This is a genomic window from Streptomyces lydicus (assembly GCF_004125265.1).
GTDB classification, from domain to species: Bacteria; Actinomycetota; Actinomycetes; order Streptomycetales; family Streptomycetaceae; genus Streptomyces; species Streptomyces lydicus_C.
Genome location: NZ_RDTE01000003.1, coordinates 3,701,695 through 3,720,672, shown reverse-complemented (window position 1 = coordinate 3,720,672; position 18,978 = coordinate 3,701,695). Strand labels below are relative to the sequence as shown.

Genomic DNA, 18,978 nt, shown 5'->3' with positions numbered 1-18,978 from the left:
TCGGAAGGACGGCCCCTGGCGGAGCCAGTAGTACCCCGAGTCCGACTCAAGGCCGGCCTTCGGGGATCTCCGCCCCAGGGGTGGCGGAGAAGGCCCAGCGCCAGGGGACGCCGGGCCAGGAGGGCGGGGCTGAGGCCGGCCCCGCCCTGGACACGCTCTACGCCGTCCAGCGCGAGATCCTTCGCCTCGCCCCTGCCGCCGAGACTGTCATCGGCGAGCCCGTCGTGAAGAGTGCCCAGCCCACGATCCGTCGCTTCGGGGGCAACAAGCGCACCGTCCGTGTCGGCCCGCTGCGGTTTACCGACGTCGAGCACGCCGGCCTTCAGGAGGCTGCTGCCGAGCACGGCTACAAGGGCGAGTCCGGCTTCGCCGCCGATGTCGTCCTGGCCTTCATCGCGGGCCGGTTCACTGCCAACCTGCCCCTGTCCGAGGATCGCCGCCGCACGCAGATGTTCCGTGCCCAGGTCCTGCGTCAGCTCAACCGCATCGGCGTCAACGTCAACCAGATCGCCCGCGCCCTCAACAGCGACCTCACCCCGCCCGACATCCGTGAGCGCCTCGACGAACTCCACCTCCTGCTGGAACTGATCGCCGAGGCTCTGCGCCAGCCTGCCGACCCGGGGGAGGACCTTGCCGCATGATCGCCGCCATCAAGGCGCCCGGCGCCAACACCCGTGGCCTGCTGGCCTACCTCTACGGCCGAGGAACCCACGACGAACACTTCGACCCGCACATCGTGGCCGGCTTCGCGATGCTCGGCATGCCCGACCCCGGCCGCGACGAGACGGCCACCCTCACCGAACTCGCCCGCCACCTCGACGAGCCCGTCCGCCTGCGCAACAGCGAGTTCGGCAAGCCCGTCACCGACCACGTCTGGCACTGCCCCGTCCGCGCCGCACCCGAAGACCGCTACCTCTCCGATGCCGAATGGAGCGAGATCGCCCAGCGCATCGTCGCCGCGGCCGGCATCGCCCCTGCCGGTGATGACCTGGCCTGCCGCTGGATCGCCGTACGCCACGCAGACGACCACATCCACATCCTCGCCACCACCGTCCGCGAAGACGGCCGCCGCCCCAAACTCCACGACAGCGGCATCCGCGTCGGCGACGCATGCCGCGAGATCGAGAAGGACTACGGTCTGCGCCGCCTGAAGAAGGGCGACCGCACCGGCACCCGACGTCCCACCCAAGCCGAAATGCACAAAGCCCAGCGCCTCGGCTGGGAGCAGACCAGCAAGGACTGGCTCCAGGACCGCATCCGCGCCGCTATCCCCCACGCCACAAGCGCCGAGGAACTCCTCGCCTACCTCGAAGCCGAGGGCATCCAAGTCAAGGCCAAGCGGGGACCATCCGGCGACCTCCTCGGCTACGCCGTCGGCCGCCCCGGCGACCTCAACAAGGACGACGAACAGATCTTCCACCCCGGCGGAAAGATCGCCCCCGACCTCTCCCTTCCCAAGATCAAGGCCCGCCTCGAATCCAGCCAGCCCGAAGAGCACCCCACCGCCCGCCGCGCCCAGCCCAGCACCCCCTGGCACCGAGCAACTGACGCCCTCGACAGTCTCCACACCGACCTCGCCGACGACGCACGAGCCCAGGCGCACATCACCGCCCTCGGCGAACTGATCGAAGCCACCGCCCAGACAGCGCCCACCGACCTGCGCGCTGAACTCCACGCCGCCTCGAAGGCGTTCGCACGGGCCCAGCGCTCCCAGATCCGGGCAGAAGACCGAGCTGCCCATACTCTGCGTAACGCGGCCCGCGACATCGCCCACACCGCCACCGGCCCCGAGGGCAGCGCCCTCGCTGCCCTGGTCGCAGCGCTCGTCTGGGCCGCAATCGTCGCGGGACGCTGGCATGAGGCCAAGGGCCACGCACACCAAGCCGATGCCGCCCGCCAAGCCCTCCAGCACCTTCGGACCGCCGCCGACCGCGCTCTCACCCCGGAACTCACAGACCTCGTGCAACGCCAGCCGAAGGAGGAGACCCGCCGCACCCTGGCCAGCGACGTACGAGCCGCCATCCCCGACCACGCCGCGCGGATCCTCACCGACACCGGCTGGCCGGCCCTCGCCACCGTCCTCGCCGACGCCGAAGCCCGCGGCCACAAACCCCACCAACTCCTCAAGGAAGCAGCCGCCCAGCGCGAACTGGCCACCGCTCGCCAACCCGCCCGAGTCCTGATCACCCGCATCCAGCACACCGGACGCAACCCCATCCCCAACCGTCGCGCCGTAGCAGCCCGCCTCCGCACCACCACCGCAGCCCCGCACTCGCCCATCGGGCCTGACTTCGCCCAGCCAAAGGCCGCAACTACAGCACCAGCCGTGAAGCAGCGCCGCCCGCGTCGCTAGCTGCCCAACACGCCGCTGCACGACCGCAGTGGAGCTGCGGTCGTGCAGCGAGCGGTTGGACGTGCGCTAGGCGAATCGCTCCCTGCTGGGATCGAGGCGGTAGGGGCTGTGGTCTTGCCCTGGGCCCACTGGCCGGGCAGCGTCGTGCCGTGGCTGAAATGCGCTCCCACCAGGGCGGTTGTCAGTGCCGTATGCGAGGGTCGCTATCTGTGAGCCGACGCATCGTTGGCGGCTCGCGACGAGTTACGAGTACACGGCCAAGGGGGAGGCACAGCATGGCTGGCGACGGCTTCGACGTAGACACCGACCAACTCAAGTCCGCCGCTCCAACGTTCCACCGGGAGTCTGTTGCCCTGGAACGGGCGACGGCCAAGCTTCGCCATGCGCTCGACGGGCTGGGGGAGCCCTGGGGTGGTGACGAGCAGGGCAAGAAGTTCGAGCACGTCTACGCCCCGCATCGGGCGCAGATCGCGAAGGCAGCCGGGGCCCTGGCCAAGGGCCTGTCCAGCATCACCAAGGCCATGAACGACATGGCCGCCAACCACGAAGACGCTGACCACTCGGCCAAGTCCGGCTTTGAGGGTGGTAAGTGATGGGCGCTGCCGACAAGGCCAAGGAGGTCGTCCAGGACCTGACCGGCATGTGGTGGCCGGAGGGTGACGAGGACGAACTCCGGGAGGCCGCCCGCGCTTGGCGTACGTATGCGGACGACGTCGAGGACTGTACGGCCGCCTGCCACAAGAAGGCCCAGGACGTCATCGATAACAACAAGGGCAAGTCGATCGAGGCGTTCGGGGAGTTCTGGCGCAAGTACCACGGCGGCGGCAAGGGCTACCTCGACGACGTGGCCACCGCCGCCCGCGACATGGCCAAGGCCCTCGACAAATACGCTGACCAGGTAGCCGAGGCCAAAAAGAAGATCGAGCACGAGCTGGAGATCGCCGGCGCGGTCCTGGTCGCGGGAGCCGCGCTGGCCGTCTTCACAGGCGGCATCAGCGGAGCCGCGGCGGCCGGTGCCAGCGAGGCGATCGTCGCCGCAGCCAGTACGGCGGGCATCGCCGTCTCCGCCACCGTCACCGAGATCGCCGGAACGGTCCTCGCCACCGCCGCCATCGGCGGCATCGAAGCCATCACCGTCGACGTGGTCGTCGCCCAGGGCGGCCGCAACCTCCTCGGCGACCAGAAAGGCATCAACCTGGCTGAGATCAAGGACGCCGGAGTCAGCGGGGTCTTGCTGGGGGGCGCCCTGGGCGGCGCAGGCCGCGCGGCGAAGGCTGTCGGCGACGCCGGTGGCTTCAAGAACGCCTTCGGCAAGATGAAGCTGGATGGCTTGGGCAACTTCAAGAACCCGCTGCGCGACTTCGAGATATCGCTGCCCAACTTGGGGGGCCCGCGCTTTGCGATGGCCGGCGAGGGGCCTGTCGGTCCGACCGGCCAGCCGCTGATGCGCAGCGCTGAGCGCGGTGGAGGGGGAGGCCGGGCACCTCAAAAGCCAATTCCGCCGTATGCCAAGCCGCTGGACAGCATGGGCCGAGCCACCGGCGTCGAAACGAGGATCACGCAAGACATGCTCGACACCGGCACCAAGGCATCCCGGCGGATGCAGCCCCCGGGCTGGGGAGGCGAACCGGCTGGTCACACGCGTGGACACCTCCTGGCCCGATCACTCGGGGGAGACGGCCGCTCTGAGGCCAACATCGTGATCATGCACAAGACGGCGAACAACGAGGTGATGGAAAAGCTCGAAGAGCAAATCTATGAAACCGTGAAGCAGCGCGGGAGCGTGGAGTATTCAGCGGCACCTGCCTACCGAAATCCAGGCGACATAATTCCTGCGGGCGTGCACGTCAGGGCCATTGGTCCTGGCCTGCACATCGACCAGACCATCATCAACAAGTAGGCGGCCATGACTGATCTCGAACTCTTGGCATCGTTTCGCGCAACTGGTGAAGCGGGACCGGTCATCAATGACTGGAAGGCCGCTGAGGAGGCCCTGAGCACAGCCTTTCCGCCTGCGTTCAAATCGTTTCTCGAAGCATTTGGCGGCGCGAAGTTCGATGACTTTCTGCGTGTGTATCGGGCAGGTGCCGAGAACGAGTACGCCGACCTGGTGGCGAACACGGTCACGGCGCGGCACACCATGGAGGTGACGCGGGACACGATCCGGGAACTGCTGGCAGAGCGGGGTGTGAAACCCTCGCAGCTGATCTGCTGGGGCGGCACGGACAACGCGGACATGTGCTTCCTGATCCCGCACGAGGACCCCGAGCAGTGGGCCGTCCTCACCGTCATCGGCCGTGGCAGGGAGTACGACCTGTACGAAGGTCCGGTGGAGAGCTATCTGCTGCGGATCCTCCGGGGTGACATCGTGAGCGAGGTCTTCCCGGACGACTTCCCCGATGAGGAACCGGGCTACGAGCGCAACCCGTGGATCTAGCGGGTGCAGCAACGCGCCTCCGATCCGGGCACGTGCCCGGATCGGAGGCGTCGTGGTCTTCGCCGCAACCTGCGACGAGCGTAACCGCTTCGCGGTCAAGCACCGCGGGCCTCGCAGCGAAGGCTGTCGGCGACGCCGGTGGCTTCAAGAACGTCTTCGGCAAGATGAAGCTGGATGGCTTGGGCAACTTCAAGAACCCGCTGCGCGACTCGAGATATCGCTGCCCAACTTGGGGGTTCGGCACAGAAGGCATGATGGTGGTACCGCCGCCCGAGCCCATGCCCTGGTTTAAGGGATGAGGCCGAGCGCCTCCGTGGATCTGACCGGGTAGGGGGCGGACCGAATGCAGTGCTGATGCACCGGCCATGACCGCATGCCGCGGTCATGGCTGGTGGGCGCTCTGCGATTGGTCACTGTGTGGCGGGAGTCATCCGTTGGCCGTCGCGGATCCGTCTGACTCCCGCCATTCATGATCCAGAACCGAGTACGTGATCGAGTCCCTCCAGGCTCCTCGTGCGAACACGTGCTCCCGAATGCGGCCTTCCTCCGTCATGCCGGCGCGTAACAGGGTCCTGGCGGAGGCAGAGTTCAGCGGTGCACGGGCGGCCCAGATGCGGTGCAGGCCAAGGTGGTTGAAGCCGAGGGCGCACATGAGGTGAATGGTTTCGGTGCCCAGGCCCGCGCCCCATGTGTGGGGGTGCAGGGCAAAGCCGATGGTGGCGGCTTTCTGGGCGTGCGGGTCGAGCGCCAGGCGGGCGAAGCCCACCAGGTCCCTTTCCTCCTGGCGGACCACACCGAGGGCGTATTCGGTGCGGGGTTGCTCGCCGGAGGAGGCGATGGAGCGGGCGACGATCTCCCCGACCTGTTCATGGGTTCGGGGTTCGAAGCTCAGGTGGCGGGTGGCCTCGGCGTCGCCGTAGATGGCGTGTACGGCGTCCACGTCGTCGCTGGTGAGTTCGCGCAACTGGAGCCGGGGGCCTGCGATGTCGACCGGGTGCATGGTCGGGACCCTACTCGCGGGCGGTGTTACCTGGGCAGGGCGGCGACAGGGGCCGCGGTGAACGCCTCGATTTCCTCCCGTGTCGTGCGAGCCTCGGGTGCGGTGAGCCACCGGGGATCCCGAAGCGCGGTGTGGACCTGCCGCACCGAGGCAACGATGCCGTTGATGCGCTGATCGGCGGACAGGTCGAGAACGGGCCGCATGGCCTCGTCGACACCGTCGAGGCTTCCGGCGTGGATGCGGGCGAGGGCAAGGTCGGTGTGGGCGCCGGCCTGGTCACCGAATGCCCAGTCTTCGGGTTCTGCTTGGCGGTAGGCGGCGACGGCCGCTTCAGCCTGATGCTCCGCCTCGGGGGCGTTCGGCAGCCAGGCGGTGGCGTCGGCGGCGTAGTAGAGCTGGCGTGGTACCGGGAAGGTCATGATGCCGCCGAACTCGTCCAGGTCGTCGGGGGACGCCGCATCGCGGGCCCGTTCGGCTTCTGTGAGGGATTCCCGTACGGCTGCCACATCGCCGAGCGCGGCTCCGGCACGGGCTTGCAAGCAAGACAGCCATACGGCGCTGGTGCCGGTTACGCCTGCCACTTGCGAGATGCCGAGGGCAGCGTATTTGGAGGCTTCCTGGTGTCGGCCGTCCCAGTAGGCGATCAGGGATTGCAGGCCGCGGACCCAGGCGCGCATGGCGTGGTGGTCGGCGTTGTCCGCGCATACGTAGGCGGTGCGGGCCTGTGTCATGGCCGATCGCGGGTCGCCGAGGTCGTGGCTGGCCTTGGCGAGCATGCCGGAGGTGATGGCGGAGAGCAGGTACAACTCGCGGGCCTGGCCGGGGCGGACATGGCCGTGTTCGAGGAAGCGGAAGGAGAGGTCTTGGACTTCGACGAGGTCGCCGAGGAGGGGGGCAAGCGGCAGCTGGGGGTAGGAGGCGGCTAGACGACGTACCTCCTGGTGGAGCTCGTCCAGGGTCTCGGGACCTACGTTGCTGCCTTCTGCCATCGCGCTGAAGCGGAATGCACGGCGAGCTGCCATGGCGACCTGCCTCTCTAACGTGTTCCGGCCGGCGTTGTCGCCTGGAACGGGTCTGCTGGTGAACTCGATGCCGTCGAAGTCGCTGTCGCCTTCTCTGGGTTCGAGCGAAGGGGACGGCGGCCGTGTCGGCATGACGAGCCGAAGCTGGGGAACGGCACTGCCCTCGTCCGCTGGACCGAGCAGGACATCGACGGGATGTCGGAACATCGCCTCCAGTACCCGGCACAAGGCCGGGTAGGGGCGGGTCTTCACCTCGCCCCCGTACCACCGCTCAAACTGCCGCTTCGACACCGTCAGCCCGACAAGCGTCGGATCACGGTCCTGTTCGGCGAGTTCGTTGGCCGTGCGCTCGAAGTGAAGCTTGAAGGTCTCGAATACCTGCCAGTGGCGCCTGGTGATCAATGTCCGCAGAAGAGTGGGCCTTTGAGCCATCAATCCCCCGATGGGTTCCGGTCGGCTCGTCGGTTCGACGGTAGCCCTGCAATGCCGCATACGGGAGTGCGAGCTGCCGTGTGCGAGGAGATGACGGTGGAGACGGCGGCAACGTGACGGTACCCATGTCGTCCACTCCGCCAAGCCCGAATCAGACGTCGGCACTCATGTCGTGGTGAGGCGCCCCGCTTGGACGTCAGGCTCGATGCCCGGCCTGAACGCGAGCGACGAGGTGGTGTTCCGGCAATGCCAGCAGCAGGAGACAGCGCGATGCGGCGACAGGCAGAGCCCCGTACCGCGATTCGGAGCGCGGAGGCCATTTGGAGCGACAGCGGCCCGCCCCTGCGGTGCGAGCGGACCTTCTCTCCACACGGCTCGTCCGTGAGCGAGGCACGCAAGTTCGCCGTCGAGGCTCTGTCGTCTTGGGGAGTCCGGGATCGCCTCGATGACGTGTGTCTGTGCTTGTCAGAGGTCGCCACCAACGCGCTCGTACATGCAGGTCCGCCAAGATTCGGATTTCGGGCACGGCTCGCCATCAGTGGATCGGTGGTTCGGCTGGAGGTTCACGATCAGGATGCGGACCGGCCGCATCGGAAGCATCCGCGCCTTGATGACACCTCGGGTCGCGGCCTGCTCCTGGTGGACGAACTGTCCGATGGGTGGGGCGTGGACGAGCAGCACGGCATCGGCAAGACCGTCTGGATCACCTTCAAGATCACCTCTCCCAACCCTCGCACGCCCAAAGGCGAGATCTGACGGGGATGCGACCTGTTCACACCGATCACGAACGGCTTTACAGGAAAGAGGAATCCATGCTCAAAGCCCGAGATCCCTTACCCGGCCGCGTCGTCATCCTCGGTGCCGGCCCCTGCGGACTGGCGTGCGCGAGCGAGCTGGACCGGCTCGGCCACCGCAACTGGACCCTGCTGGAGGCGTCGCCCACCGTCGGAGGGCTGGCGTCATCCGTGGTCGATCGTGCCGGCTTCACCTGGGACCTGGGGGGCCACGTGGTCTTCTCCCACTTCGGAGAGTTCGACCGGATCCTGGGCGAGCTCTTCGCCCCGCATGAACTGCTGCACCACGACCGGTCTTCGTACATCCGATTCCGCGACCGCTGGGTGCCCTACCCCTTCCAGCAGTACCTCCACTGCTTGCCGCAGGCTGACGCCGAAGCGTGCCTGGTGTCGCTGACCCACGCCTGCCAACAGCGCGAACAGACCCTGCCGACCGACACCGACTTCGCGACGTGGCTACAGTCCCAGTACGGAAGCGGCCTCGTCGAGCGCTTCTTCGCCCCGTACAACACCAAGGTCTGGGCGATCTCACCAGAGAAGATGAGCGCAGGCTGGGTCGCGGAGCGAGTGGCACCGGTCGACCTCGACGAGATCCTGGCGGCCTTCTACGGCGTCAAAGCCCCCGCACCGAAGTGGGGGCCGAACTCCACGTTCGCTTTCCCCTCCGCCGGGGGGACTGGAGAAATCTGGCGACGACTGGGCGCCCGCCTCGGCAACCGAATCCGCACCCGTGCCCCAGCCACGTCGATCGACCCGAGCGCCTGCCTCGTACGGCTGGAGAGCGGAGAGGCGGTTCCTTACGACCAGGTCGTGGCCACCATGCCACTGGACCGACTCGCAGTCATGACGACGACGAGCCCACCCGACGTGCGAGAGGCGGCTCGCCGGCTGAAGCACACCACCGTCGCCATGGTCGGCCTCGGATACCGAGCCCCCACCCTGGACGAGCGGTCATGGTTCTACTTCCCAGAGGACGACGTGCCGTTCTACCGCGCCACCAACTTCAGCAAGTACGCGCCTGCCAACGTCCCCGGCGCCGACACCACCGCCTTCAGCTCATGGATGACGGAGATCTCCGTGATGCCCGGGACTCGCGTCAACCAGCGTGCCCTGGTGAAAGCCGCCGATGCTGCGCTGCGGCGACATCGCCTGGTTCCCGGGCTGGCCGAGCTGGCCACAGCCCATGTGGAGATGATCCCGTACGCCTACCCGATCCCCACTTTGGACCGGGACGAGGCGCTGGCGTTGACGGTGCCGTGGCTGGAAGGCCAAGCGATCTACCCTCGCGGCCGGTTCGGTACCTGGCGGTACGAGATCGGCAACATGGACCACGCGGTGAAGATGGGCGTCGATATCGCACGCCGACTGGTCACGGGTGCCACCGAGGAGCTTCTCAGCAGCCAGGACACGGTTCCCGCGGGGAGCCGCTCATGACCACCACCACGACGACGTCCGTCACCTTCGCCGGACACGTCTTCGATGTCGAGGTGGACCAGGACTTCGCCGTCGAACAGCGCACTCACCTGCATAGCTTCGTCCCCGAGGCCGCGCTGGCCCCACCCTGTGGTCGGCTGTCCAGCATTCGCATCCGCCACAACCGTGAGCTGTTCGCAGACCGGTCCGCCCGCCTCCAGACGGTGCAAAGCCGGTGCGTCGAGCCGTTCCGCGGTGAGCCGTATCTGCGGTCGCGCGTGGGTGACGTGGACTGGTGGCGCCCTCATCCCCGCTCGCACCTGTGCCAGGACCATCTCTATGCGCACGACTCCGCCGGGCGCCTGCACATCGTCCTCCACCCTGATGCACATCGCGGAGAGTGCTATCTGCTGCGCATCGTCCGGGAAGTCGTGATGCGGTGCGGCGAAGACCGGGGCTGGACCGCGTTCCATGCCGCCGCGGCGTCCATCGACGGAAGCGGGGTGCTCATCGCCGGACCCACCACAGCCGGCAAGACCACCGTGCTCGCCGCTCTCGCCTGCCATCGGCGAGCGGACCTGGTGGCCTCCGATCGCGCGATGCTCACTCAGAACGCGGCCGACGTCATCGGTGTCCCACTGTCCATCCGCATCGCGGGAGGCACACTGTCGGCTCTGACGCCGCGCGAGGCCCTGCCACCGCACCGGGTGCTCCCTCGCACGTTCGGTACGGATCAGAAGGCGAGCTGCACCCCGCGGGATTTCGCCGCCGCCTTCGCGGCCCAGGTCCACGAGGGCGCTCCACTGCGCCTCGTGCTTCTGCCACGGCTTCGCGACGATGACACCCCGCTCAGCATCCAGGGGCTGCACGGCGAAACCGCCCGTGCCGAGTTGGCCGCCGCGTGCTGCACCCCGGATGACGAGGACTGGCTCCACCCGTGGTTTGCCTGTCGGAGCCGGTCGGTGGAGGGACTGCGTGCTCAGGCCGACCAGGTACTGGACGACCTGGTAGCGAAAGTCCCGGTTTTCAAGGTCAGCGCCGGCGTTCGCATTCCCCACTTGCTGGAACGCCTCGCCGACACCATTGCCAGGAGGCTCACGTGATACCGAAACGCATCGCCGTTGTAGGTCCCGTGGCCTCTGGGAAATCCACCCTCGCTGCCGAGATTGCCGGACACATGGGACTGCCTCACCTGGACCTCGACAACCTGTTCTGGGGAGCGGGCTGGACGCCCGTCGACGCCGTGATCTTCCAGAAGCGGGCCAGGGACGCGCTCAGCGCAGAGACCTGGATCGCCGATGGCAACTACGGCGGGCCTGTCGGCGAGATGCTGCTGGACCACGCCGAGCTGGCGATCTGGCTCGACCTCCCCCTGCGCACCTGCCTGCCCCGGCTGCTCAAGCGCTCATTACGACGATCCGCCCGTCGCGAGGAGCTGTTCGCCGGCAACCGGGAGACGATCCGGCATCTGTTCGCCCGGGACTCGATTCTCCTCTGGGGCCCGGCCCATCACCGTCAGCACCGCCGTCGCTGGCGCCACCATCTCGGCCCCAACAAGCCGCATGAGCTGCCCGTGCTGCACCTCACCAGATCCACGGCAGTTGCACCGGCGCTCCGAGACATGAGTCTGCTGCCCCCAGCTACGAGGGCGGTGGCACCGTGCCGCACACCGTGATCGCCTCGGCCGTCCGCGTCCCCTGGCACAGCCACCATGGGGGCTACGACCGGCTCCTTGATTACCTGCCGGAAGCCGAGCGCATCACCGCGCCACGGGGAATCACCGGCCAGAAGATCGCAACCGCCGCCCATCACTGGCTTCGCCGCCGCTGCCCCCTGCCGTTCTACCCGGCCGAACACTTCGCCACAGATGCACGCGTCCTCGCCAGACGCGGTCCCGCCCACATCCTCTACGGCGACGAGCAGTTCTGGTTCTCCCGCCACCGACCGGGCCCGACCGCCGTCACCTATCACCAGCCACCCGCACACCTGGCCCGCTTCATGCCGACCACGAACTGGCGGCGGCTCGCCGCACACGCAAGCCAGATCATCGCCCTCGCCCCCGACCAGCTGGCTTTCTTTGCCAGCCACCTGTCCGAGGAGCGCGTGCACCTGATCCCGCACGGCATCGACACCGCCGCCTTCACGCCGTCAGGAGTCCCGAAGCCCGGCGGCCGACCATTGATCCTGACTGTGGGCTGGTGGCTGCGCGATTGGGACGTCCTGGACACGGTCCACGACCAGCTCCATCAACGGCACGGCAACGACATTGAGCTCGCCGTCGTCACCCGTCAGGCCGAACGGCGCACCTGGCACCCGGCCGTGCGCGTGCTGGAAGGAATCAGCGAACTCACCCTCACCCAGCTCTACCGCCAGGCCGCGGCCGTCTTCCTCCCCCTGACGGACGCAACCGCCAACAACGCCCTCCTGGAAGCCCTGGCCTGCGGAACGCCGGTAGTCGCCACCGACACCGGCGGCATCTCGTACTACACGGGCCACGGCCCGGCCGCCTTGCTCACACCACCCGGTGACGCAGCTGCCGCCGCCGAAGCCATCGAAACCCTCCTCGACGAACTCGGCACCGCCGCCCACGCCTCACGACGTGCCGCGGCCCGGGAGCGCGCCGAGCTCTTCGCCTGGCCGCGCATCGCCGATCAAGTTCGCTCCGTCTACCGCCTGCTGGAGGACGAACGATGATGCTGGCCGAACTGTGGCTCCACTACGCCGTTCCCGTCCTGCTCGCCCTCCTGCTGGCCCGCGGGCTCTGGGCACTCGTCGCAGTCGAACTCTGTTCCCGTTGGCTGCTGGACCACGCACGCCGAGGCCCCGTCTCGGCCAGCGAGGACGGGCCATGGCTGGTGGTCCTGCTGCCCATGCTCCGCGAGCAAACCCTTGCCCCCGAGACGATCGCCGCCTTCACGGCCCTCGACTACCCACGAGAACGTGCAGTGGTCGTCGCCATCACCACCGAACGAGAAGAGAACGCCCGCCGGCGCGACCGTGATCGCCTTCCGGCACTGGCAGACACCAGCTGCCTCACCGAGGCACAACTGCGCGGGACGTTTCCGCGCGCCCGCTGCGGCGACGTCGCTGACGAGGTCAACGCCGCTCCCAGGAAGAAGCGCCTCCCCCTTCTCGCCGAGCTGTACGACGCAGAGCCCACGACACGCGAAGCCGTCGCCGCCCTTGCCCAAAACCAGCGGGCCGTCGGACTGCGTCTGGTACACCTGCACCAACCTGACACCGGCGGACGCAAGGCCGGACAGCTCAACCATGCCGTCGACGGCCTCGACGAGATCCTCAGCCCCCTCGGCTGGCACGACGAGAACGACGCGGACAACACCTTTCTCTGCGTCTACGACGCCGACGCCATCCCGGATGTCCGTACGCTGACCGCCTTCGCCGAGACGGCTACTCGCCACAGGGCGCTCACCGGCCGGCCGCCGGCCCTGATCCAGCAGCAGCGCCTGCCACTGCTCGGCCGACGCCCCTTTCCGTCTGGCGCCACCGGCCTGTTCCTGGCGGGGGAATGGCTGTACCAGCTCCGCCGCTCACTCGGTATCGAGCTCGCCCGAGTCCGCCTGACGCAATGGCTCACCACCACCCAGGTCCCAAGATCTATAAGGACACTGCTGCGGCCAATGATCTACGGCGTCGGCTGTGGCATGACCGTCCACCTGCCGACCCTACGAACCCTCGGTGGCTTCCCCGAACCGATGGAGGATCTGGGCACCGGCCACCGCCTCTCCCTCCTCGGTGCCGACATCGCACCCGCCACCGTCGCCGTCCTGGACGAGCCCTATACCGAGCCACGCGGCCTGACCAACCTCCACGCCCTCGCCTTCCACACGTCAGCCCGGCCGGACCGCCATGCGAAGGCCGTCGCTCACCTGCCGAGCGACCTCACCCGCATCGGCAAGGCACTCCTGGTACTCCGGGAATGGGCCGACGAGATCGCCTGGGTTACCGGCGCCCCGCTGATCGCCGCCGTGGTCATCTCCGCATTCTGGGCCGGTCCGCTGTGCTTCGTGCTTGCCCTCACGGGGGTCCTGCTGCATGGTCCCGTCCTGACAGCACGACTCATCAAGCTGGCCCCGGCCCTTCATGCCGCGGTCGTTCCCCCGACCTGCCGCGTCGCTGCCGCCCCATGCCCCACACGTGGTCGCCGTGCAGGGTTGATCGCAAGCAGCCCCGCCCAACCGTTCATCCGCCTCGCCGGCCCCTGGCGGATGATCTTCCGTCGCATCACCGGACACGCGACGACCTTCGGTAAGACTGAACGCTGAAGCACCATCCAATCCGCAAGAGGAAGTTGGACCAGAACCATGACCGAGCCCTCCACCGCCGAAATTCGCACCTCCGCCAAAGCCGTCGTCCTCCACGACGACCAGGTCCTCCTCATGCGTGCCGTCTGGGAGGACCAAGAGTGCTACTTCCTCCCTGGAGGCGGCCAACATCCTGGAGAGAGTCTCGGCGACGCCGTCGCTCGCGAAGTCGACGAGGAAACCGGCCTGACCGTCACCGTCGAGCGGCTGCTGTGGCTCCGTGAATACATCGGCGCCAACCACGACCACCCCGAAAGTGAAGCCGACACCCACCGCATCGAAGCGATCTTCCTGTGCACCCCCACCAGCGATCCCGGCCAGCTCGGCGGCCATGCCCAGGACGAGGTGCAGACCGGCCTGGAATGGGTGCCGCTGGGCAAAGTCCCTGCCCTCAACCTGCTGCCACAGGCCATCCGCCAGCCAATCGCCTCGCTCACGGAGGCGCCCAAGCCCCCCGGCACCTACCTCGGCGATGTCGCCTGACAGCGCTATGGACGGTATCGACGGCCGCGTCCCACCCAGCGCCCGCGAGATCACCACCGGCCAGGCCAACTGCGTCTGGTCGGTGGAAGGGCCGACGCCGTACATCCTCAAGCACTACGGCGACCCGAGCCGTGCCGCCAACGAAGCCGCTGCTCTGCGCCTCTTGGCCAGACACCGTGCCCCGGCTCCACAGCTGCTCGCCGCGTCCAGCGGCAGCATCTCCCCTCCATGGACTGCACAGGCCGCACTACACGCGAAGCCTGTGCCCATCGACAGGTTCCTGGCAGAGCTCGCCGAACCGTTGGCCGCCATCCACCGCATCCCCGGCGCGCACTTCGGCCGCCTCGCCGGCGCTCGACAACACCGCAGTTGGACCGACTACGTCCGCGACCGCCTGCGCATGTACGCGGCAGCCGCCCCGTCCCTACGCGCCGTGGCCCGACGCCTCCACCAAGAAGTCGACGCCAGCGACAACGCGATCCAGCCGGTGCTGCTCCATCACGACCTGCAGCCGGGCCACCTCCTTCGCGATCCCGCTGGTTTCCGACTGCTCATCGACTGGGAGCTGGCTATCTTCGGCGACCATCGGTCCGACCTCGCTCGCCTCGCCGTACGCCTCGACCTCGACGACCCCACACCCGTGCTTGCACTCGCCAGTCGGGCCGACGCCACGGCCGAAGGCCGACTCCATCTGTACTGGCGCATCCATCTGCTCGCCGACGCCGCACTGAGCACAGACCGCGTCGTACGGGAACACGCAGCCAGGAGGCTACTCAGGTGGAGGTGAGCAAGGCATCCTCGTCACCGGGGCGAGGTGCGGAGCCGAGGACGGGCAGGCTCCAGGGAGGGACGGCCACCGTGGTGCATGCCTGACGGAGGAGTTCGACCGCGTAGCTCGCGGAAGGAGCGAACCGGTTCTTCCAACTGATCTCCGGCCGCTACGAACGTGCCCCTGTTATAGGCCCATGTCCGTGCCCTCTGCCGCTAGTTGAGGAGGCCTTGGGGGTCACAGACTGCCGGGAAGCCCTCTGGCCTTCGCGTTAACCGGCGGCAACCGCCACGACGCCACCCAGCTCATGCCACTCCTGGACGCTATCCCGCGCATCCTCGGCAGAACGGGGGCAGCCACGTCACCGGCCCCGGCAGCTGTTCGCCGACCGCGGCTACGACTTCGACAGGTACCGCCGCCTGCTGTGGAAGTGTGGCATCAAGCCGTTGCAGGCTCAGCAGGCGAGGTCGACAGCAGCGGCAGCGAAGTCGTCCTCAAGCAGCTGGGGAGCGTCATCCTTCACCTGCAGAACGCCGGCGTCGAAGAGCTTGGAGGTCAGCGCCTCGGTCAGAGGCGGAGGCACGGCGTTGCCGATGATGACCTGAACCTCGGTGCGAGTCAGCTCGTAGCGAGGCTTGGCCCTCTCGTCGACGAAGTTGAAATAGTCCGGGAATCCCTGGATCCGCGCGGCCTCGTGGGCGGTCAGACATCGGGGGACACCAGGGTGGACAAAGCGTCCGCGACCCATCGTCGCGAAGCCGCTGGTAATGGTCTGTGACGGACGGTCCCACCACAAGCGGCCATACATTGAGGTGTAATTGTGCTTGCCCTGGTGACACTCGGGGCGCTCTTCGTTCGGCAGATTGTGCTCGTCGTTGTCGAAGAGATACTTCATACGCCGCTGGTTATCCGCGTTGGGTACGGCAGCTTCATCGAAGAAAGACTTCGGTCGAACGTCGAGCAGGTCGCCGATCGCCCAACGCAGATCATGGGGTGTGGCATCGTGGTCTTCGACCTGGAGCAGGTCAACGGCCGAAACGCCAGCAGGCAGCGCGTCTTCGCGGACGGCCAGCAGTATGTGGCGCTTGCGTGTCTGAGCGACCCCGAGCTTGAGTAGGTCGATGCGGCTGGTGGCGACATCGTATCCGAGCTTCTTAAGGTGGACGATGGCGCGGGAGACCACCTGCTGCTTGTCATTGACAACGGCCAGCACGTTCTCGACGACGACTGCACTGGGGCGCAGAACCTCGGTGGCGCGAGCCATACGCAGGTACAGTCGGTTCTTGGGATCATCGCGGCGGGTGTGGTTGTTGAGGTTACTGTGCCCCTGACACGGCGGCCCGCCGATCAGGAGCCCCACCTGACCCACCATGGAGAGAGTCTCGGCCTCCTGAGCGGTCAACGAGGCGCCGAGATCACCGTCGAAGTAGGACTCGACGGTTCCCTCTTGGACGTTGGCCTTGGGAAAGTTGGCCTTGAAGACCTTGGCGGGAGCTGCTTCGAAGTCAACTGCGAGACGAACATCGAGCGAGACGTCATGCTTGTGGGCTGCCTGGGCTATACCAAGGGTGAGGCCACCGCAGCCGGCGAAGAGGTCCACGACTCGCAGGGAGCCGAGGCCCTCCTCGAACTTCGGCCGCCGCTTGGCCCGCAGAGGGTACCGCTCGCCCACGTGTGACCCCCTATCTGCGCTTGCTCGTAGAACTGGCGGAACGAGCCGACATCGTACTCGATCAAGGACAAGCACGAGCGGCAGACCGAAAACTGAGCGCCGCCCGACGTGCCGATCACGTCGGTTCTACGCCTCACCTTCCCGCATCACGGACACCCCGAACAAGCTCGTCAACGGCCTGCAAATACAGCACTGTTGCTACCACGGCGTCGCCAAAAGCCCACGTCCCGCACGTCCTAAACGCGATCGCAGTCAACATCGCGCGCCTCAGCACCAAGCACGGTGATCAAGATCCCCGACGCAGCCACGCACTGGCGAACCAGGCGTACTTCAGCGCCCTGAAAAGGAATTTGAACTACCGTCAGGAGCGCTGACAGCTAGAATTTCGCAGCGCTCCCGGCTCGGTCGACAAAGGACAGCAGCATGCCGCTAGAGGTCAACAAACACGTCCAACGGATACGTCGTTACCAGCCGTTCGACGTCGACACCTCTGAGATGATCTACGAGCTGCAGGCAGACTGGACCCAGTCACTGTTCCCCGTCGTGACGCTGAACTACCTGCTGAACGCCATTGAGCGACCGACCACGAAAACCATCGTCCTGACCGGGGATGCCGGGCATGGCAAGACGAGCCTGTGCGCCAGCCTGCTGACTGAGCTGCGGATCGATGCCGAGACGATCACACCAGATGTCCGGAAGGCAGTTTTCCGCGAGCTGTCCGAGGCTGGCGATGCCAGCTGCCCTATCGGCCAGACCCGTAGTGGACGCCCGCTGTACATCCTCAGGGATCTCAGCGAGCTCAGCGTGCAGGCGGGCGCTCACAAGCTCGTGGAGCTACTTGACCCTCCGGACGAGGGGATCGCGATCATCTGCGCAAACGAGGGCCAGCTACGCAAGTGCGTGGCCGAAGACGAAAACCTCGAGAAAGGCGGCACCGGGCGCGCCAAGGTTCTGGTGGAGACCCTCACGGCAGGCATTGTCCGCGGGCAGGTCAGTGACCCCGATGGCACAGTCACTGTCATCAACCTCAACTACCAGTCCGTAGCTGCTGACAGCCCCAACGGCGGGCTCATCCCTTGGGTTCTGAAGCAGTGGACGACGACGCAATGGTCGCGCTGGAAGCCCTGCGACACCTGTGATGCGCGGAAGATCTGCCCAATCCTGGCCAACCGCAACGAGCTAAGCGATGCCACACGCGGGCCTCAGCGCCGGGCCGCGATCCGGGACTTGTTCGCCGCGGCCGAGCGTACCGGGGCCGTAGTCACGACCCGTCAGGCTCTGTCGGTGACCAGCTACATGCTCACTGGTGGCCTGTCCTGCGAGAACGTCCATGCCAAGTACCAGCGGTCGCACTCGAACAGGTTGTGGCAGGCTCCCTACTTGTACCACCAGGCGCTCTTCGGCGACCGGCTGACTCAGCAACAGCGTCATCTGGTTCCTGCCTTCTTCGCGCTACGAAAGCTGGATCCGGGCAAGGTCTCCCGTCGCCAGGTCGACGACCGGCTGGACCCGGACACGGCCGGCGACTTCCCTCCCGCGGACGCCAGCAGCTACCTGCAGAAGGTCCGTACGAATCGAGACGTCCAGAAGCAGGCCGAGCAGTTGCGGGGCTTGTACACGTTCCTGCGACGAGCTGACTTCTTCAACAGTGAAGACAACAAGGACCGGTTCGCCCGCATGGGCCTGCAGGCCGGCGACGACTTCGTCAGTGTCCAGGACAAGAACCGGGACCTGGCAGACACCAGGGTGCGAGACCGCTTCCTCAAGGGCCTGGAGGCCGTCCAGGGCATCCACCGGGCGGGAAGCAACCCTGACTTCTTCATACTTGACCCCGCCTTCTTCACCCATCGCGCCCGCGCAGCCGTGATCTCCCGGCGAGTGCCCAGCAAGGGCGTCGAGGTCGTCGACCAGGTCACCCAGTGGCAAGAGGAAGGCCGCACGGGCGCCACCCCCGAGATGCAGAACGCCGTCGAGTGGCTCAACCGGGCCATCTACATCCGCATCCCGGCCGTTGACCCTGACCAGGACGCGGTCTCGGTGGAAGCGAGCCTTCTGCGCTTCGAGTTGCTGACACGGTGGGCTGCAGGCCTGCGTAGCGAGGTCCAGCACGAGGCAGAGATCCGCGGCCTGAGTGGATCCTTGGCAGAGCTGGCTGACTCCTCAAACAAGGACGACGAGATCCAGGTACTGGTGGGCAACGTCATGAGAAAGCTCATGATCGACGTCGGCGACAAGATCAGGTCGGTGCGTGCGTGATGGCTGATCGCTCCAAGGCAGAGGT

General features: G+C 67.1%; 17 protein-coding genes and 1 pseudogene. 15 read left to right on the top strand and 3 right to left on the bottom strand.

Going from position 1 to position 18,978, the window contains the following annotated elements; all coding sequences use genetic code 11:
• Positions 1-80 precede the first annotated feature (80 nt).
• From D9V36_RS18625 to D9V36_RS18605, 5 genes are all read left to right on the top strand, one after another.
• On the top strand, positions 81-641 hold the full coding sequence (locus D9V36_RS18625) for a MobC family plasmid mobilization relaxosome protein (RefSeq protein WP_129294788.1): 561 nt from the start codon (positions 81-83) through the stop codon (positions 639-641).
• Complete coding sequence (locus tag D9V36_RS18620) at positions 638-2,353, top strand: relaxase/mobilization nuclease domain-containing protein (protein ID WP_129294787.1); 1,716 nt, start codon at positions 638-640, stop codon at positions 2,351-2,353. The genes D9V36_RS18625 and D9V36_RS18620 overlap by 4 nt, the downstream gene beginning before the upstream one ends.
• Positions 2,354-2,628: 275 nt before the next feature.
• Positions 2,629-2,946 (top strand): WXG100 family type VII secretion target, encoded by a 318-nt coding sequence (locus D9V36_RS18615; protein ID WP_129294786.1) that lies wholly within the window; start codon positions 2,629-2,631, stop codon positions 2,944-2,946.
• Entirely contained in the window at positions 2,946-4,253 is a 1,308-nt protein-coding gene (locus D9V36_RS18610; protein ID WP_129294785.1) for a DNA/RNA non-specific endonuclease, read from the top strand. Before D9V36_RS18615 ends, D9V36_RS18610 begins: the two co-directional genes overlap by 1 nt.
• A 6-nt stretch (positions 4,254-4,259) precedes the next feature.
• Positions 4,260-4,790 (top strand): SMI1/KNR4 family protein, encoded by a 531-nt coding sequence (locus D9V36_RS18605; RefSeq protein ID WP_129294784.1) that lies wholly within the window; start codon positions 4,260-4,262, stop codon positions 4,788-4,790.
• A gap of 427 nt (positions 4,791-5,217) precedes the next feature.
• Here D9V36_RS18605 and D9V36_RS18600 read toward each other — a convergent pair whose 3' ends face one another.
• Positions 5,218-5,790 carry a GNAT family N-acetyltransferase gene (locus tag D9V36_RS18600; RefSeq protein WP_129294783.1) on the bottom strand — a complete coding sequence of 191 codons (573 nt, stop codon included), beginning with the start codon at positions 5,788-5,790 and terminating at the stop codon, positions 5,218-5,220.
• 26 nt (positions 5,791-5,816) lie between these two features.
• On the bottom strand, positions 5,817-7,214 hold the full coding sequence (locus tag D9V36_RS18595) for a hypothetical protein (protein WP_206739691.1): 1,398 nt from the start codon (positions 7,212-7,214) through the stop codon (positions 5,817-5,819).
• Positions 7,215-7,625: 411 nt separating this feature from the next.
• Here D9V36_RS18595 and D9V36_RS18590 point away from each other — a divergent pair, with 411 nt between their 5' ends.
• The 9 genes and pseudogenes from D9V36_RS18590 to D9V36_RS18550 form a co-directional block, all read left to right on the top strand.
• Positions 7,626-8,000 (top strand): ATP-binding protein, encoded by a 375-nt coding sequence (locus D9V36_RS18590; RefSeq protein ID WP_241720924.1) that lies wholly within the window; start codon positions 7,626-7,628, stop codon positions 7,998-8,000.
• 56 nt (positions 8,001-8,056) lie between these two features.
• Complete coding sequence (locus tag D9V36_RS18585) at positions 8,057-9,472, top strand: protoporphyrinogen/coproporphyrinogen oxidase (protein ID WP_129294781.1); 1,416 nt, start codon at positions 8,057-8,059, stop codon at positions 9,470-9,472.
• Positions 9,469-10,554 carry a hypothetical protein gene (locus D9V36_RS18580; RefSeq protein ID WP_129294780.1) on the top strand — a complete coding sequence of 362 codons (1,086 nt, stop codon included), beginning with the start codon at positions 9,469-9,471 and terminating at the stop codon, positions 10,552-10,554. The genes D9V36_RS18585 and D9V36_RS18580 overlap by 4 nt, the downstream gene beginning before the upstream one ends.
• A gap of 74 nt (positions 10,555-10,628) precedes the next feature.
• Entirely contained in the window at positions 10,629-11,126 is a 498-nt protein-coding gene (locus D9V36_RS18575) for a hypothetical protein (protein ID WP_129294779.1), read from the top strand.
• Positions 11,111-12,145 carry a glycosyltransferase family 4 protein gene (locus D9V36_RS18570; RefSeq protein ID WP_129294778.1) on the top strand — a complete coding sequence of 345 codons (1,035 nt, stop codon included), beginning with the start codon at positions 11,111-11,113 and terminating at the stop codon, positions 12,143-12,145. Before D9V36_RS18575 ends, D9V36_RS18570 begins: the two co-directional genes overlap by 16 nt.
• On the top strand, positions 12,142-13,734 hold the full coding sequence (locus D9V36_RS18565) for a hypothetical protein (RefSeq protein ID WP_129294777.1): 1,593 nt from the start codon (positions 12,142-12,144) through the stop codon (positions 13,732-13,734). Before D9V36_RS18570 ends, D9V36_RS18565 begins: the two co-directional genes overlap by 4 nt.
• 39 nt (positions 13,735-13,773) lie before the next feature.
• Entirely contained in the window at positions 13,774-14,256 is a 483-nt protein-coding gene (locus D9V36_RS18560) for an NUDIX domain-containing protein (protein WP_129294776.1), read from the top strand.
• Positions 14,246-15,043, top strand: a complete 798-nt coding sequence (locus D9V36_RS18555; protein WP_164992977.1) for a phosphotransferase family protein — start codon at positions 14,246-14,248, stop codon at positions 15,041-15,043. Before D9V36_RS18560 ends, D9V36_RS18555 begins: the two co-directional genes overlap by 11 nt.
• 232 nt (positions 15,044-15,275) lie before the next feature.
• A pseudogene (locus D9V36_RS18550) lies at positions 15,276-15,486 on the top strand (transposase); the annotation flags it as partial.
• On the opposite strand, the gene D9V36_RS18545 reads toward D9V36_RS18550, so the two are convergent.
• A complete protein-coding gene (locus D9V36_RS18545) occupies positions 15,480-16,625 on the bottom strand; it encodes a DNA cytosine methyltransferase (RefSeq protein ID WP_164992976.1) in 1,146 nt (381 codons plus the stop codon). The pseudogene D9V36_RS18550 and the gene D9V36_RS18545 sit on opposite strands and share 7 nt — an antisense overlap.
• Before the next feature lie 495 nt (positions 16,626-17,120).
• Between D9V36_RS18545 and D9V36_RS18540 the strand changes: the two genes are divergently transcribed.
• A complete protein-coding gene (locus D9V36_RS18540; protein WP_129294773.1) occupies positions 17,121-18,953 on the top strand; it encodes a hypothetical protein in 1,833 nt (610 codons plus the stop codon).
• Positions 18,954-18,978: the final 25 nt, after the last annotated feature.